Here is a 16375-nt window from a genome sequence, read left to right on the forward strand (position 1 = left end):
AAATTGTTCACCTTATTCAAACCTGCGCGATCCATTTGCGGTGCGTATGGATCGACATCAAAACGCCAAACGCTGACAGCAGCGTCACCAACGATGTTCCGCCATAGCTGATGAAAGGTAACGGCACGCCCACCACGGGCAGAAGGCCGCTTACCATTCCGATATTGACGAACACGTATACAAAAAAAGTCATGGTCAGGCTGCCCGCAAGCAGCTTGCCGAACAGGGTCTGCGCCTGGGCGGTGATCACCAGGCCACGGCCGATCAGCAGCAGGTAGACAATCAGCAGCAGGCAGATGCCTACCAGGCCGAATTCCTCGCCGAGCACGGCGATGATGAAGTCGGTGTGGCTTTCCGGCAAAAAGTCCAGGTGCGACTGCGTGCCAAGCAGCCAGCCTTTGCCAAACACCCCGCCCGAGCCGATCGCCGCCTTGGACTGGATGATGTTCCAACCGGTGCCCAACGGGTCGCTTTCAGGGTCGAGGAAGGTCAATACCCGCTGCTTCTGGTAGTCGTGCATGACGAAGAACCACATTGCCACCGCGACTGGCACGGCTGCCGCCAGCACGCTGAGGATCCAGCGCCAGCGCAAGCCGCCCATGAACAGCACGAAGGCACCAGAGGCCAGGATCAGCAGCGCGGTCCCCAGGTCGGGCTGACGTACGATCAGCATGAACGGCACGCCGATCAGCACCAGGCTGATCGCCACGTGCTTCAAATGGGGCGGCAAGGTGCGCTTTGACAGGTACCAGGCGATGGTCGCCGGCATGATGATCTTCATGAATTCCGAGGGCTGGAAGCGGATCACCCCAGGAATGTTGATCCAGCGTGTGGCCCCCATGGCGTTGTGGCCCATCACGTCCACTACTACCAGCAACAGCACCCCGGCCAGGTAGGCCAATGGCACCCAACGCGCCATGAAGCGCGGCTCCAGCTGGGCGATGACGAACATCGACACCAGACCGATGCCAAACGAGGTGGCTTGCTTGAGCAGCAGGTCCCAGTTCTTGCCACTGGCCGAATACAGTACGAACAGGCTGCCGGCTGCAAGGGTCAGCAGAATGATCAGCAAGGGGCCGTCGATATGGATGCGTTGCAGAAAGCTCGCACGCCGACGCATCACATCCTCGCTGGAGAGCATGCGATCGAAATTGTTCATCACAGGGCCGATTCCTGGGTAACGGTGGCGGGCGCGAACTCGGGTTTGAGCCGGCCATTTTCGTCGAGCAGCCAGGCGTCCATGATCTGGCGTACCACCGGAGCGGCGACACCCGAGCCGGACTCACCGTTCTCGACCATCACCGAAACCACGATTTTCGGGGCTTCGGCTGGGGCAAACGCGACGAACAGGGCATGGTCGCGGTGGCGCTCCTGGAGTTTGTTGCGATCGTACTTCTCGCCCTGCTTGATCGCCACCACCTGGGCGGTACCGCTCTTGCCGGCAATGCGGTACTGGGCTCCGGCAGCTGCCTTGCGCGCGGTACCGCGGGCGTTGTGCATCACCTGTTCCATGCCATGGGTGACCTTGGCCCAGTCGGACTTGTCACGCAGTACGATGTCTTCCATGGGGTTGTCGTCTACCGGCGGCAAGCCTTCGATGGTCTTGGCCAGGTGCGGGCGGTTCCACACACCTTTGTTGGCGATCAGTGCAGTGGCCTGGGCCAGTTGCAGCGGCGTGGCCTGCATATAGCCCTGGCCGATGCCGAGAATCAGGGTTTCGCCAGGGAACCAGGCCTGGCGACGGGTGGCACGCTTCCATTCGCGCGACGGCATCAACCCGGCAGACTCCTCGAACATGTCGAGGGAAACCCGCTGGCCGATACCGAACTTGTTCATGTAGCTGGACAAGCGATCGATGCCCATCTTGTGCGCAAGGTCATAGAAGTAGGTGTCGTTCGAGCGCATGATGGCGGTGTCCAGGTCGACCCAGCCATCCCCGGAGCGGTTCCAGTTACGGTATTTATGGTCGTAGTTGGGCAGCTGGTAGTAGCCAGGGTCGAACACCCTGCTGCTGGCATTCACGACGCCACTGTCCAGACCGGCAATAGCCACCGCCGGCTTGATGGTCGACCCCGGCGGGTACAAGCCACGCAGCACGCGGTTGAACAGCGGCCGATCGATCGAATCGCGCAACTCGGCATAGGCCTTGAAGCTGATGCCGGTGACGAACAGGTTGGGGTCGAAGCTAGGCTGACTCACCATCGCCAGCACCTCGCCGGTTCGCGGGTCGAGCGCAACCACTGCACCACGCCGGCCTCCCAGGGCGGCTTCAGCGGCCTCCTGCAGCTTGATGTCCAGGCTCAGCACAATGTCCTTGCCCGGCTTCGGATCGGTGCGCTTGAGCACCCGCAACACCCGGCCACGGGCGTTGGTCTCGACTTCCTCGTAACCCACCTGACCGTGCAGGGCGGCCTCGTAGAAGCGCTCGATGCCGGTCTTGCCGATATGGTGGGTACCGCTGTAGTTCACCGGGTCGAGCGTTTTCAGCTCTTTCTCGTTGATCCGCCCTACATAACCCACCGAATGGGCAAAATGCGCACCCTGCGGGTAATGCCGCACCAGCTGTGCCACCACCTCGACACCCGGCAGGCGGAACTGGTTTACCGCCACGCGGGCGATCTGCTCTTCGTTGAGCTCGAACAGGATCGGCACCGGCTCGAATGGCCGGCGGCCCTGGCGCATGCGCTTCTCGAACAGGGCACGGTCGTCAGCGGTGAGGTCCAGCACTTCGACGATGGTATCCAGCACTTCCTGCCAGTTACCCGCACGTTCGCGGGTCATCGACAGGCTAAAACTGGGCCGGTTGTCGGCAACGATCACCCCGTTGCGGTCGAAGATCAGCCCGCGGGTCGGCGGGATCGGCTGCACATGCACCCGGTTGTTCTCCGACAGCGTGGAGTGGTAGTCGTACTGGATGATCTGCAGGTAGTACAGCCGTGCGATCAGCACGCACACAAGCAGCATGATCGCGACTGCGCCGACCACGACGCGTTTGCGCACCAGGCGGGCGTCTTTCTCGTGGTCCTTGAGACGGATCGGCTGCGACATCGGACTGCTTACAGGCTCATTTGTGGTAAGGGTGCCCGGACAACACGGTCCAGGCGCGGTAGATCTGCTCGCCGATGAGTATCCTTACCAACGGGTGCGGCAAAGTCAGCGGCGACAGCGACCAACGTTGCTCGGCGCGCGCGCAAACCTCAGGCGCCAGGCCCTCCGGGCCGCCCACCATCAAATTCACCGTGCGCGCATCCAGGCGCCAGCGGTCCAGCTCGGTCGCCAGCTGCTCGGTACTCCATGGCTTGCCATGGACCTCGAGGGTGACAATGCGTTCCCCAGGCTGCACTTTGCTCAGCATGGCTTCGCCCTCCTGACGGATCAGGCGGGCGACGTCGGCATTCTTGCCACGGGTATTCAGCGGGATTTCCACCAGCTCCAGCGACAGCTCGGCGGGCAGGCGCTTGGCATATTCATGCCAGCCTTCCTCGACCCACTTCGGCATGCGCGAGCCGACCGCAATCAGGCGCAGACGCACAGCGCTTTCCTTATTCGCGGTCTTTGAGCTTGTCGGAGTACTCGTGGGCATGGTCCGGGCTGTGGTGCTTGCCATCGGCGGCACGGCTTTGCTCGGCACCCTGCCACAGACGCTCAAGGTCGTAGAACTGGCGGGCAGCGGCGGTCATCATGTGCACGATGACGTCGTTCAGGTCCAGCAGCACCCAGTCGCTGTCGCCCTTGCCTTCTTCACCCAGTGGCTGGGCGCCCTTGGCCTTGACTGCTTCACGGACCTTTTCGGCCATCGCGTTGATCTGGCGGTTGGAGGTACCGGTGGCAATGATCATGTAGTCGGTCAGGCTGTGCTTCTCGCGCACGTCGATGACCTGGATGTCCTGGGCCTTGACGTCTTCCAGCGCTGCCTTGGTCACTGCGACCAGTTCTTCGCCGTAAATTTTCTGCTTGGTCATATAAAACTCGTTCAACTCGTTGGATGAGGCGCCAGAGGCACCGTCAGTTGGGCGCACGATACAGTTCGTGCGCCTCGATATAGGCCAGTACGGCGTCCGGCACCAGGAACCTCACCGATTTGCCGCTGGCCAGCAGCTGTCGGATCTGTGTAGCCGACACCGCAAGCGGCGTCTGCCAGACGAACGAAATATTTCCCGCCGGGCCGGACATGGCGGTGGGATCGCTCTCCGAGCGCGCAGCCAACAGGTTGCGCAACTCGTCAGGGGGTTCTACGTCGGCATCCGGACGTTGCAGTACCAGGATGTGACAGTGTTGCAGCAATTCTTCCCAGCGATGCCAGGCGGGCAGGCCACAGAAGGCATCCCAACCCAGCACCAGGAACAGCTGGTCGTGGCCGGACAGTTCGGCGCGGATCGATTCCAGCGTATCGATGGTGTACGACGGCTTGTCACGTTCCAGCTCGCGGGCATCGACGCTCAGGCAAGCGACGCCCTGCACCGCTTCACGGACCATCGCCAGGCGATCCTGCGCGGCCACCTGTGGCGTGTCGCGGTGCGGCGGCCGGGCATTGGGCAACAGGCGTAGCTCATCCAGCCCCATGAACTCGGCCACTTCCAGCGCGCTGCGCAAGTGGCCGATATGCACGGGGTCGAAGGTACCACCTAGAATGCCGATACGCCGGACTGCCTGGGCCTTGCTCAACTCAGCAGGACCCCTGGCCGCGCAACTGGCCATCGCCGATCACCACATACTTCTCGCAGGTCAGGCCTTCCAGGCCGACAGGGCCGCGGGCATGCAGCTTGTCGGTGGAAATACCGATTTCCGCACCCAGGCCGTACTCGAAGCCATCGGCAAAGCAGGTCGGGGTGTTGAGCATGACCGACGCCGAATCGACCTCAGCCATGAACTGACGGGCTTCACCCTGGTGTTCGCTGATGATCGAGTCGGTGTGGTGCGAGCCATAGTGGTTGATGTGCTCGATGGCCTGGTTCAGGCCGTCGACCACGCGAATCGACAGGATCGCATCGAGGTATTCCGTGTGCCAGTCGGCTTCGGTGGCCGGTTTGGCGCTGATGATAGCCTGGGTACGCTCGCAACCGCGCAGCTCCACGCCCTTCTCCACGAAGCGGCGGGCCATTTCTGGCAGGAAGCGCTCAGCCACTTGTTGGTCGACCAGCAGCGTTTCCATGGCACCGCAGATGCCGTAGCGGTAGGTCTTGGCGTTGAAAGCCACATTCCAGGCCTTGTCCAGGTCGGCATGCTGGCTGACATAGATGTGGCAGATGCCGTCCAGGTGCTTGATCACCGGCACGCGGGCATCGCGGCTGATGCGCTCGATCAGGCCACGGCCTCCGCGCGGCACGATGACATCGACGAATTCCGGCATGCTGATCAGCGCGCCCACGGCTTCGCGGTCGGTGGTTTCGACCACCTGCACCACCGCCGCCGGCAGGCCGGCTTCGGCCAGGCCACGCTGAATGCAGGTGGCAATGGCGCGGTTGGAGTGGATGGCTTCGGAACCGCCACGCAGGATGGTTGCATTGCCCGACTTGAGGCACAGGCTGGCGGCATCAATGGTCACGTTCGGACGCGATTCATAGATGATCCCGATCACCCCCAGCGGGGTACGCATCTTGCCTACCTGAATGCCCGATGGACGGTAGCTCATGTCGCGGATGGCACCGACTGGGTCCGGCAGGCTGGCCACCTGGCGCAAGCCGGTGATCATGCCGTCGATACGCGCCGGGGTCAGCGCCAGACGATCGAGCAGTGCGGGCTCCAGGCCACTGGCGCGGCCGGCGGCCAGGTCCAGCTCGTTGGCAGCGGTGAGCTCGGCACGGGCAGCATCCAGCGCGTCGGCGGCGGCTTGCAGGGCGCGGTTCTTCTGCGCGGTGCTGGCACGGCCAATCACCCGGGAAGCCTCACGGGCAGCGCGACCCAAACGGGTCATATAGTCAAGAACGGACTCAGTCATGGGTTCGGTGTCTTGGCGAAGGGGAAATCGGCTGATTATAACTGCCGCGCAGGTGTACGCCCAGCGGCGGGTGGCGGATGGTAGAAAATGGATGGGGCAATGTGTAGGAAAGATGTAACCGGGGTTATCGAGATTTCCATCTCCTGTCGCGGCCCTTTAGCGGGCGCGCCCGCTCCCACTGGGATTTGTGTAGGAGCGGATTTACCCGCGAAAGGGCCGGCACTGCCAACATCACCATCCAATTCAGCCTCGATTAAGCCATTCATTGCTATCATCCCCGCCTCTCCAGCCACGAACTGCCCCGCATGCCAGCCCTGCCCGACAGCTTTTTCGACCGCGACGCCCAGACCCTGGCCAAGGCCCTGCTGGGCAAGGTCATCCGTCACCGCCACGGCGACCTGTGGCTGGCCGCGCGGATCATCGAGACCGAGGCCTACTACCTTTCCGACAAAGGTAGCCACGCTTCGCTCGGCTACACCGAAAAACGCAAGGCGCTATTCCTGGATGGGGGGCACATCTACATGTACTACGCCCGCGGCGGCGATTCGCTGAACTTCAGCGCCCACGGGCCGGGCAACGCGGTGCTGATCAAGTCTGCCTATCCTTGGCAGGACACCCTCTCGGGGCCCGACAGCCTGGCGCAGATGCAATTGAACAACCCCGATGCAAGCGGCAATATCCGCCCGCAAGAGCGCCTGTGCGCCGGCCAGACCCTGCTATGCCGGGCCCTGGGCCTGAAAGTGCCGCATTGGGACGCCCAGCGTTTCGACGCCGAACGCCTGTACGTCGAGGACTGCGGCAACGCCGTGCCCCGGGTGATCCAGGCCGCTCGCCTGGGCATCCCGCACGGGCGCGACGAGCACCTGCCGTACCGCTTCGTCGATGCCGAGTACGCCCGTTTCTGCACACGGAACCCGTTACGTCGCGGCCAAGTCGAAGGCCGTGATTTCTTCATTCTCGAACAAGGAAGCTGAACATGGGCCAATGGCTCGACAGCCTGACCGGCTGGCTCAGCGCCAACCCGCAGTGGCTTGGCCTGGCGATTTTCCTGGTGGCCTGCATCGAATGCCTGGCCATCGCCGGCATTATCGTGCCGGGCACCGTACTGCTGTTCGCCGTTGCGGTACTGGCCGGTAACGGCACGTTCAGCCTGGGCGAAACGCTGCTCCTCGGCTTTCTCGGCGGCCTGCTGGGCGACGCCATGTCTTACGCAGTGGGCAAGTACTTCCACCAGAACATTCGCCGGCTGCCGCTGCTACGCCACCATCCGGAATGGATCGGCAGCGCCGAAAGCTACTTCCAGCGTTATGGCATCGCCAGCCTGCTGGTAGGCCGCTTCATCGGCCCGCTGCGGCCGATGCTGCCAATGGTCGCCGGCATGTTCGACATGCCCCTGCCGCGCTTCATCGCCGTCAGCCTGCTGGCGGGCGCCGGCTGGTCGGTCGCCTACCTGCTGCCCGGCTGGGCCACCGGCGCCGCCATGCGCCTGCCCCTGCCGGAAGGCTTCTGGCTGGACGCCGGGATCATAGCCGGCGCCCTCGCGGTGCTGATCGGCCTGAGCCTCAATACCAGCCTGCGTGACCAGCGCCACGGCACCCGGCTGGTTGCCGCGCTCAGCTTCATCGCCCTGGCCGGTGTATTCCTCGGCTGGCCCTACTTCCATGAGTTCGACCAAGGCGTGATGACACTGGTCCAGGAGCATCGCAGCCAGGCCATCGACGGCACCGCGGTGCTGGTGACACGGCTAGGCGATTTCCGCACCCAGTTGTTCCTCGGCGCCCTGCTGACCGGCCTGCTGCTGCTTGCCCGTCAGTGGCGACACGCATTTTTCGCGGCGGGCGCGTTGATGGGCACGGCGATCGCCAACGGCACACTGAAATGGCTATTTGCCCGGGCCAGGCCGGAAGTACTGACCGACCCACTGACCAGCTACAGCATGCCCAGCGGGCACAGCTCGGCATCGTTCGCGTTCTTCCTGGTCATGGCCGTACTGGCGGGGCGTGGGCAGCCACCACGCATGCGCCTGACCTGGGTGATGCTGGGGTGCATTCCGGCGCTGGCGATTGCCCTGTCGCGGGTGTACCTGGGGGCGCACTGGCCAACCGATATCCTGGCCGGGGCCCTGCTGGCCTGCTGCGTGTGCGCACTCAGCCTGACATTGGTGCAACGCCAGCAGACCCTGCCAGCCCTGCCGCTGCGGGTGTGGTGGCTGGTGTTGCCGGCATGCGTGGCGCTGCTGGCGTTCTTCGCCATGCATGCGTTGCCGCAGGCGTTGGTCAGGTATCAATATTGATGTTGCCTGTGCCGGCCTATTCGCGGGTAAACCCGCTCCTACGCACGGGATCGCGCTTATCGTAGGAGCGGGTTTACCCGCGAATAGGCCGGCACAGGCAATACAGAACCATCAGGCGAACAACTCCCCCTGAATCCGCTCCAGCAGCTTCTGGATCTCGCCCAGCCGCTGCTGTGGCGAATCGAGGGTCAGCAGGTCCAGCTTGTCCTCTTCCATGAACGGCAACAGGTACGCCAGCTGATTGGCCAGCGCCTGACGCCCGTCCACCGGCCGCGGCATGCCCAGCGCTTCGACCATGGGGTGCTCACCCAGGGCCACCAGCAGCGCCAATAGGTCGTCATCGGCCTCCAGCAACGGGCTGTCGGCCTGCTCCGGCAGCCATTGCACCTGGCCCACCAGCAACTGGTCCTTCTGCACCTCGGAGCTTTCCAGATTGAAGCGCCGCACGCCCTCGACGCGGATACCCAGCAAGCCGTTATCCTGCTGCACGAAGTCGCGGATCACCGCTTCACAGCCGATCGAGGCGACCACCGGCGGCGCCTTGCCGACTTGATCGCCCTCAAGGATGCACACCACACCAAACCCTTCGCCCTGCTTCATGCAGCGCCCGATCATGTCCAGGTAGCGCGCCTCGAAAATCTGCAAATCGAGAAAGCAGCCAGGAAACAGCACGGTATTGAGCGGAAACAGCGGTAGCGTCATCACAATTCCTCAAGCCACCAGGCTGACCGCCAGCGGCAGGAACACCGCTGTAGCCACTCCCATCAGGCTCATCGCCAGCGCGGCAAAGGCGCCGCATTCGTCACTTTCCTGCAGGGCCACCGAAGTGCCCACTGCGTGTGCGGTCACGCCCAGCGACATGCCGCGCGCCTCAGGGCTGTGCACGCCGAAGCGGCTCAGCAACGCCGGGCCGAAGATCGCCCCGATCACCCCGGTAATCAACACGAACACCGCCGCCAGGGCCGCCACGCCACCAATCTGCTCAGCCACCAGCATGGCGATCGGCGAGGTGACGGACTTCGGCGCCATGGTCATCAGGATCATGTGCTCGGCACCGAACCACCAACCCAGCACCAGACAGCAGAGCGTGGCGAACAGGCCTCCGACTACCAGCGTAGTAAATGTAGGCCAGAACAGCTGGCGGATCCGCCGCAGGTTGAGATAGAGCGGCACAGCCAGGGCCACCGTAGCGGGCCCCAGCAGGATGTTCATGATTTCGGTGCTTTTGCGGTACTCGCTGTAATCGATGCCGCACAGCAGCAACACACCGATCACCAGCAGCATCGATACCAATACAGGTTGCAGGAAGATCCAGCGGGTTTTCTCGTAGGCTGCCAGCACTACCTGATAGGCCCCCAGCGTGATGCCGATACCGAACAATGGGTGATGAATGACCGCATCGAGCGCGCCCTGCCAATCGAGCATCATGGCTGCTCCTCACGCTTGCCCTGGCGCTGGATGAGCTTTTGCATCAGCACACCGACGAACACCAGGGTCACCAGGCAGGAGATCAGCAAGGCCCCGACAATCGCCCAGAAGTCGGCGGCAATGTCCTTGGCATATACCATCACCCCGACTGCCGGCGGCACCAGCAGCAGCGGGAGATAGCGCAGCAAGCTGCTTGCGGCCTCGTTCAGCGGCTTGCCGACCTCACCGCGGGCCATGAGGAAGAGCAGCAGCAACAACAGGCCGATGATCGGCCCGGGTAAAAACGGCACGAACAGGTGATTGATCGCCGTCCCCAGCAGCTGGAACAGTACCAGCCAGGTCAAACCACGCAACAGCATAAGCATCTCCCTCGGGCATGGCCGCCATTATAAGCACGCTCGGCTGTAGACCGATATTCGCCGAAAAGCGGGCAACTTGACTGAAACGGTTCGCCGTGCTGATCTTGTACTTTCGTACCAACTGACAACCCGGAGAGTCCGCGATGCCCCATGTACCGGTTACAGAGCTTTCGCAGTACGTTGGCAAGGAGCTGGGCCACTCGGAGTGGTTGAAGATCGACCAGCAGCGCATCAACCTGTTCGCCGAGGCGACCGGCGATTTCCAGTTCATCCATGTCGACCCTGAGAAGGCGGCAAAAACCCCGTTTGGCGGCACGATCGCCCATGGTTTCCTGACCTTGTCGCTGATCCCCAAGCTGATCGAGGACATCCTCGTCCTGCCGCAAGGACTGAAGATGGTGGTGAACTACGGGCTGGACAGCGTGCGCTTCATTCAGCCGGTCAAGGTCGACAGCCGGGTTCGGCTGAAGGTAAAGCTGGGCGAGGTGACCGAGAAAAAACCGGGGCAGTGGCTACTCAAGGCGATTGCCACGCTGGAGATCGAGGGTGAAGAGAAGCCTGCTTATATAGCCGAGTCGCTGTCGCTCTGTTTTGTCTGATACATGCCGGGGGGCTGCAGTGCAGCCCCCGATCCACAAATCCCCCGCACTCGCGTAAACTGCCAGCCTTCGCGCAGCCTAGGGCTGCCCCTGTCGATTTATCAAAGGTGCCCGCCATGCCCTGGCTGCAAGTACGCCTGGCCATCAGCCCGGAACAAGCCGAAACCTATGAAGATGCGCTGCTTGAAGTAGGCGCCGTCTCGGTCACGTTCATGGATGCCGAAGATCAACCGATCTTCGAACCAGACCTCAACACCACCCCGCTGTGGTCGCACACTCACCTGCTGGCGCTGTTCGAGGCCGATGCCGACCCTGAACAGGTGTTCGCCCACCTGCGCCTGCTGACCGGCGCCGAGCTGCCCGAGCACCAGGCCGAGGTGATCGAGGACCAGGACTGGGAACGCAGCTGGATGGACAACTTCCAGCCGATGCGCTTCGGCCGCCGCCTGTGGATCGTGCCCAGCTGGCACGATGCCCCGGAAAAGGACGCCGTGAACCTGCTGCTCGACCCGGGCCTGGCCTTTGGCACCGGCACTCACCCCACCACGGCCCTGTGCCTGGAATGGCTCGACGGCCAGCAGCTTGAAGGCACCCAGGTGCTGGACTTTGGCTGCGGTTCGGGCATCCTGGCCATCGCTGCGCTGCTGCTGGGCGCCCGCGAAGCGGTAGGCACCGACATCGACGTGCAAGCCATCGAGGCTTCGCGCGACAACGCCCAACGCAACGGCATTGCCGACGAGAAACTGGCGCTGTACCTGCCCGAGCACATGCCGGCGATGCAGGCCGACGTGCTGGTTGCCAACATCCTCGCCGGCCCGCTGGTGTCGCTGGCGCCACAGTTGTCCGGCCTGGTTCGCCCAGGTGGCCTGCTGGCGCTTTCGGGCATCCTCGCCGAGCAAGGTGAAGACGTGGCCGCCGCTTATGCCGCCGACTTTGAACTGGACCCGATCGTCGTGCGCGACGGCTGGGTGCGCATCAGTGGTCGGCGTCGCTAAGCGGGCCTAGAATACTTTTCTGCACAGCTCCCGGATCGCCGCATGACCGACAGTTTCGTCACCCAGTGCCCGCATTGCCAGACCAGCTTTCGCGTCACCCACCACCAGTTGGGCGTGGCCCGTGGCGTAGTGCGCTGCGGTCACTGCCTGCAGGTATTCAATGCCGCCAAGCAGCTGCTGGAGCAAAACCGCGCCGCCACCACCAGCGCCCCCGTGGTGCCGGCACCGGTACCTGCAGTGCCTGCCGAGCCGCTGGCCGAGCCGGCGCAAGAGCCTGCCACCAGCGTACGCGGCACCCCACCTGACCAGGACTGGGCGCTGACTGCCCAGGCGCTGGACGAGCTCGACCTCGACAAGGAACTGGAGCGCCTGGAGCGTCGCGGCCAACCGGCCCCGACCCACCCGGCCAGCCAGGATGACAAGCTGCAGGCACGGCGCGATGAACTTCACCCGGACGAGCACGCAGAAGACCTTTTCGGCACGGCTACCGATGAGCCCTACGTGCCGCAGGAACCGGCAGAGCCTACCCCGGTGCTGCTGGAACCGGAACCTTTGGAGCTCGACCTGGAGCCTGCACCCGGCGAACGCACCGAGCCTACCCTGGGCAGCAACCTTGACCTGGACATCGATGGCGAGCCGCCCGTGCACGGTGCGGCCGAACGCGATGACCAGCCCGCATTCAGCGAACCGCTGCGCATCAGCGATGACGAAAACCCGGAAACGGGCCTGAGCGCCCGCGACGACGAGCCACTGGCGCTGCGCCTGTCGGCGCATGACGACGAGCCCGTCGAGCCGCTGCCCGGAGAGCGCCTGGAACCAGGCCTTGCCGGCAAATCCGAGCGCCCCTCGCGCAAGGAGCCGCTGGTCGATGTGGTCGACGACCCATTGCAGCTAGGCTGGGAAAAACCCGCACCCAACTGGGGCAAGCGCCTGCTGTGGGGCTTTCTGACCCTGCTGGCTGCCGGCCTGCTCGCGTTCCAGTACGTGTGGTTCCACTTCGACGAAATGGCCCGCCAGGACCAGTATCGGCCGATTTTCCAGCAGATCTGCCCGATGGTCGGTTGCCAGGTGCCTACCCGCGTCGATATTGCACGCATCAAGAGCAGCAATCTGGTGGTACGCAGCCACCCGGACTTCAAGGGCGCGCTGATTGTCGACGCGATCATCTACAACCGCGCGCCGTTCGCCCAGCCATTCCCGTTGCTGGAGCTGCGCTTCGCCGACCTCAATGGCCAACTGATCGCCAGCCGCCGCTTCAAGCCCAGCGAGTACCTGTCGGGCGAACTGGCAGGGCGCGGTGAAATGCCCAGCCAGACGCCAATCCACATTGCCCTGGACATCCTCGACCCTGGCCCGAAGGCCGTGAATTACAGCCTGAGCTTCCGTTCGCCGGAGTAGGCGACAAGCGGCCAGCAGCGAGCGACAAGACAAGAAGCCCCAACCGCGACCGCTTTTCGTCCTGTCGCCTGCTGCTTGAAGCGCAAAGGCATAAGCCGACAACTGTTCAGATTTTATCCAAATCCATCTTTATCCAGTCATCGAGAGCGGGTATCATGCCAACCCTTTTTCGAACTCCAAGATTCGGCCCCACAACAGGGATCACCTATGTCGGCGGTACGCATCGGCCAATACACACTACGTAACAACCTGATCCTCGCGCCCATGGCCGGGGTCACGGACCAGCCTTTCCGTACACTTTGCCAGCGCCTGGGCGCCGGTATGGTGGTGTCGGAAATGGTTAGCAGCGACATGAGCCTGTGGAACAGCCGCAAGTCGAGCCTGCGCCGCATCCATGAAGGTGATCCCGAGCCACGCTCGGTGCAGATCGCCGGCGGCGATGCGCAGATGATGGCTGCGGCGGCAAAGGCCAATGTCGAGGCGGGTGCCCAGATCATCGATATCAACATGGGCTGTCCGGCAAAAAAAGTCTGCAACAAAGCCGCAGGCTCTGCTTTATTGAGAGATGAAGCCTTGGTCAGCGAGATCCTCCACGCCGTGGTCAGCGCCGTGGACGTACCGGTGACCCTGAAAATCCGCACCGGCTGGGACCGGGCGAACAAGAACGGCCTGAACGTGGCGAAGATCGCCGAACAGGCTGGCATCCAGGCGCTGGCGGTGCATGGCCGCACACGTGCCGACCTGTACACCGGCGAAGCCGAGTACGACACCATCGCTGCCATCAAGCAGGCGGTGTCAATCCCGGTTTTTGCCAACGGCGATATCACCTCGCCAGAAAAGGCCCGGGCGGTGCTGGAAACCACCGGGGTCGATGGCCTGTTGATTGGCCGGGCTGCCCAGGGGCGGCCATGGATCTTTCGCGAGATCGAGCATTACCTGCGCACTGGCGAACATCTGCCAGCGCCGCAACTGGACGAAGTGGAACGCATCCTGCTGGAGCATCTGGCCGCGCTGCATGCCTTCTATGGCGATGTGATGGGCGTACGTATCGCCCGCAAGCACGTTGGCTGGTACCTGGCAACACGACCCGGCGGCAAGGAGTTTCGCGCCCGGTTCAACGCTTTGGAAGACACACAAGCGCAGTGCGCCAACGTTCGCGCGTTTTTCAGCGAACGTCGACAGAGCCTTGAGACAGAGGACGGACAAGGGGTGGCCGCATGACGATGATGACCGAGAATTTTGTGAGTGGAACAACGCCCGTGAGCGACAACGCCAACCTGAAACAGCACCTCAACACGCCGAGCGAAGAGGGCCAGACCCTTCGCGACAGCGTCGAGAAGGCGCTGCACAACTACTTCGCCCACCTGGAAGGCGCGACCGTGACGGACGTGTACAACCTGGTGCTCTCCGAAGTCGAGGCGCCCCTGCTCGAAAGCGTGATGAACTACGTGAAGGGCAACCAGACCAAGGCCAGCGAGATGCTCGGGCTGAACCGAGGCACCCTGCGCAAGAAGCTCAAGCAGTACGACTTGTTGTAAGCCAGAATCCCATCCAGAAAAGGCGACTCCCTGAACAGAGGCGCCTTTTTTGCTGACTCCACCGCGTTATTGGAACCCGAAATGACCGACCAGACTACCCGCCTGCCAGTCCGCCGCGCCCTGATCAGCGTCTCCGACAAGACCGGTATCCTCGAATTCGCCCGTGAGCTGCAGCAGCTCGGTGTCGAGATCCTGTCCACCGGCGGCACCTACAAGCTGCTCAAGGACAACGGCGTAAACGCGGTGGAAGTGGCCGACTACACCGGCTTCGCCGAAATGATGGATGGCCGGGTCAAAACCCTGCACCCGAAGATCCACGGCGGTATCCTCGGCCGTCGTGGCACCGACGACGCCATCATGAACGAGCACGGCATCAAGCCGATCGACCTGGTTGCGGTCAACCTGTACCCGTTCGAAGCCACCATTTCCAAGCCTGGCTGTGACCTGCCGACCGCCATCGAGAACATCGACATCGGCGGCCCGACCATGGTCCGTTCGGCAGCCAAGAACCACAAGGACGTGGCCATCGTGGTCAACGCCAGCGACTACGCCGGCATCGTCGAAGGCCTCAAGGCCGGTGGCCTGACCTATGCCCAGCGCTTCGACCTGATGCTCAAGGCGTTCGAGCACACTGCCGCCTACGACGGCATGATCGCCAACTACATGGGCACCATCGACCAGGCCAAGGACACCCTGAGCACCGAGGCGCGCAGCGAATTCCCGCGCACCTTCAACAGCCAGTTCGTCAAGGCACAGGAAATGCGTTATGGCGAGAACCCGCACCAGAGCGCGGCGTTCTATGTAGAAGCCAAGAAAGGCGAAGCCAGCATTTCCACCGCTGTCCAGCTGCAAGGCAAGGAACTGTCATTCAACAACGTGGCCGATACTGACGCCGCGCTGGAATGCGTAAAGAGCTTCGTCAAGCCGGCCTGCGTCATCGTCAAGCACGCCAATCCGTGCGGCGTGGCAGTAGTACCGGAAGACGAAGGCGGCATCCGCAAAGCCTACGACCTGGCCTACGCGACCGACACCGAATCGGCGTTCGGCGGCATCATCGCATTCAACCGTGAACTGGATGGCGAAACCGCCAAGGCCATTGTCGACCGCCAGTTCGTCGAAGTGATCATCGCCCCGAAAATCTCCCAGGCCGCCCGCGACGTGGTGGCTGCCAAACAGAACGTACGTCTGCTGGAGTGCGGCGAGTGGCCAGCCGAGCGCGCTGCCGGTTGGGACTTCAAGCGCGTCAACGGTGGCCTGCTGGTGCAAAGCCGCGATATCGGCATGATCACCGCCGATGACCTGAAGATCGTCACCAAGCGTGCCCCGACCGAGCAAGAGATCCACGACCTGGTATTCGCCTGGAAAGTGGCCAAGTTCGTCAAGTCCAACGCCATTGTCTACGCCAAGCAGCGCCAGACCATCGGCGTCGGCGCCGGCCAGATGAGCCGCGTCAACTCCGCCCGCATCGCTGCAATCAAGGCTGAGCACGCTGGCCTGCAGGTGCAGGGCGCGGTCATGGCATCGGATGCATTCTTCCCGTTCCGTGACGGCATCGACAATGCAGCTAAAGTGGGTATCAGCGCCGTGATCCAGCCGGGTGGTTCGATGCGTGATGCTGAAGTCATCGCTGCTGCCGACGAGGCCGGCATCGCGATGGTCTTCACTGGCATGCGCCACTTCCGCCACTAATTACGCGGATCCCGAGGCAAGTCGAGATCCTGTGGGAGCGGGCTTGCCCGCGAATACGATGGTGGATTCACCGCCGCATTCGCGGGCAAGCCCGCTCCCACAGTGTTCGGCGCAAGCCACGGGATCACTTGAATCGAG

17 protein-coding genes are annotated in these 16375 nt (G+C 63.0%); 8 read left to right on the plus strand and 9 right to left on the minus strand.

The features are described from left to right. Positions 1-16 precede the first annotated feature (16 nt). From rodA to ACF8FB_RS06055, 6 genes are read right to left on the minus strand one after another with little or no spacing between them, the layout of a single operon-like run. Positions 17-1120: a rod shape-determining protein RodA gene (rodA, locus tag ACF8FB_RS06030; protein ID WP_003249727.1), complete on the minus strand. Its 1104-nt coding sequence runs from the start codon at positions 1118-1120 to the stop codon at positions 17-19. Between the two features lie 38 nt (positions 1121-1158). After that, the gene (gene mrdA / locus ACF8FB_RS06035; protein ID WP_010955422.1) at positions 1159-3048 is read right to left on the minus strand and encodes a penicillin-binding protein 2; all 1890 of its coding nucleotides are present in this window, start codon (positions 3046-3048) and stop codon (positions 1159-1161) included. A gap of 16 nt (positions 3049-3064) precedes the next feature. Next, positions 3065-3532, minus strand: coding sequence for a 23S rRNA (pseudouridine(1915)-N(3))-methyltransferase RlmH (rlmH, locus tag ACF8FB_RS06040; RefSeq protein WP_003249722.1), 468 nt, complete (start codon positions 3530-3532; stop codon positions 3065-3067). 10 nt (positions 3533-3542) lie between these two features. Beyond that, positions 3543-3962 carry a ribosome silencing factor gene (rsfS, locus tag ACF8FB_RS06045; protein WP_009685825.1) on the minus strand — a complete coding sequence of 140 codons (420 nt, stop codon included), beginning with the start codon at positions 3960-3962 and terminating at the stop codon, positions 3543-3545. A 43-nt stretch (positions 3963-4005) separates the two neighbouring features. Then, positions 4006-4698, minus strand: coding sequence for a nicotinate-nucleotide adenylyltransferase (gene nadD, locus ACF8FB_RS06050; RefSeq protein ID WP_010955423.1), 693 nt, complete (start codon positions 4696-4698; stop codon positions 4006-4008). Next, positions 4667-5938 (minus strand): glutamate-5-semialdehyde dehydrogenase, encoded by a 1272-nt coding sequence (locus ACF8FB_RS06055; protein ID WP_004576854.1) that lies wholly within the window; start codon positions 5936-5938, stop codon positions 4667-4669. The genes nadD and ACF8FB_RS06055 overlap by 32 nt, the downstream gene beginning before the upstream one ends. A 305-nt stretch (positions 5939-6243) precedes the next feature. On the opposite strand from ACF8FB_RS06055, the gene ACF8FB_RS06060 reads away from it, so the two are divergent. Both ACF8FB_RS06060 and ACF8FB_RS06065 read left to right on the plus strand, forming a co-directional pair. Continuing rightward, positions 6244-6912 (plus strand): DNA-3-methyladenine glycosylase, encoded by a 669-nt coding sequence (locus ACF8FB_RS06060; protein ID WP_010955424.1) that lies wholly within the window; start codon positions 6244-6246, stop codon positions 6910-6912. A gap of 2 nt (positions 6913-6914) precedes the next feature. After that, positions 6915-8231: a bifunctional DedA family/phosphatase PAP2 family protein gene (locus ACF8FB_RS06065; RefSeq protein ID WP_392510562.1), complete on the plus strand. Its 1317-nt coding sequence runs from the start codon at positions 6915-6917 to the stop codon at positions 8229-8231. A 111-nt stretch (positions 8232-8342) separates the two neighbouring features. Here the strand turns inward: ACF8FB_RS06065 and ACF8FB_RS06070 are convergent, their stop codons facing one another. From ACF8FB_RS06070 to ACF8FB_RS06080, 3 genes are read right to left on the minus strand one after another with little or no spacing between them, the layout of a single operon-like run. Beyond that, the gene (locus tag ACF8FB_RS06070) at positions 8343-8933 is read right to left on the minus strand and encodes an LON peptidase substrate-binding domain-containing protein (protein ID WP_049586736.1); all 591 of its coding nucleotides are present in this window, start codon (positions 8931-8933) and stop codon (positions 8343-8345) included. A 9-nt stretch (positions 8934-8942) separates the two neighbouring features. Next, positions 8943-9659 carry an LrgB family protein gene (locus tag ACF8FB_RS06075; protein WP_004576852.1) on the minus strand — a complete coding sequence of 239 codons (717 nt, stop codon included), beginning with the start codon at positions 9657-9659 and terminating at the stop codon, positions 8943-8945. Further along, a complete protein-coding gene (locus ACF8FB_RS06080; protein WP_012053815.1) occupies positions 9656-10018 on the minus strand; it encodes a CidA/LrgA family protein in 363 nt (120 codons plus the stop codon). Before ACF8FB_RS06080 ends, ACF8FB_RS06075 begins: the two co-directional genes overlap by 4 nt. A gap of 143 nt (positions 10019-10161) precedes the next feature. Between ACF8FB_RS06080 and ACF8FB_RS06085 the strand changes: the two genes are divergently transcribed. From ACF8FB_RS06085 to purH, 6 genes are all read left to right on the plus strand, one after another. Continuing rightward, a complete protein-coding gene (locus tag ACF8FB_RS06085; RefSeq protein ID WP_088513263.1) occupies positions 10162-10617 on the plus strand; it encodes a MaoC family dehydratase in 456 nt (151 codons plus the stop codon). 116 nt (positions 10618-10733) lie between these two features. After that, the gene (gene prmA / locus ACF8FB_RS06090; protein WP_003249700.1) at positions 10734-11612 is read left to right on the plus strand and encodes a 50S ribosomal protein L11 methyltransferase; all 879 of its coding nucleotides are present in this window, start codon (positions 10734-10736) and stop codon (positions 11610-11612) included. A gap of 42 nt (positions 11613-11654) precedes the next feature. Further along, a complete protein-coding gene (locus tag ACF8FB_RS06095; protein WP_392510563.1) occupies positions 11655-13010 on the plus strand; it encodes a DUF3426 domain-containing protein in 1356 nt (451 codons plus the stop codon). Between the two features lie 207 nt (positions 13011-13217). Further along, on the plus strand, positions 13218-14231 hold the full coding sequence (gene dusB / locus ACF8FB_RS06100; protein WP_003249695.1) for a tRNA dihydrouridine synthase DusB: 1014 nt from the start codon (positions 13218-13220) through the stop codon (positions 14229-14231). Beyond that, positions 14228-14548, plus strand: coding sequence for a DNA-binding transcriptional regulator Fis (fis, locus tag ACF8FB_RS06105; protein ID WP_003249693.1), 321 nt, complete (start codon positions 14228-14230; stop codon positions 14546-14548). The genes dusB and fis overlap by 4 nt, the downstream gene beginning before the upstream one ends. Positions 14549-14629: 81 nt before the next feature. Further along, positions 14630-16237, plus strand: a complete 1608-nt coding sequence (gene purH / locus ACF8FB_RS06110) for a bifunctional phosphoribosylaminoimidazolecarboxamide formyltransferase/IMP cyclohydrolase (RefSeq protein ID WP_003249687.1) — start codon at positions 14630-14632, stop codon at positions 16235-16237. Positions 16238-16375 lie beyond the last annotated feature (138 nt).

Source organism: Pseudomonas sp. yb_2 (genome assembly GCF_043103905.1).
In the GTDB taxonomy this organism is placed as follows: Bacteria; Pseudomonadota; Gammaproteobacteria; order Pseudomonadales; family Pseudomonadaceae; genus Aquipseudomonas; species Aquipseudomonas alloputida.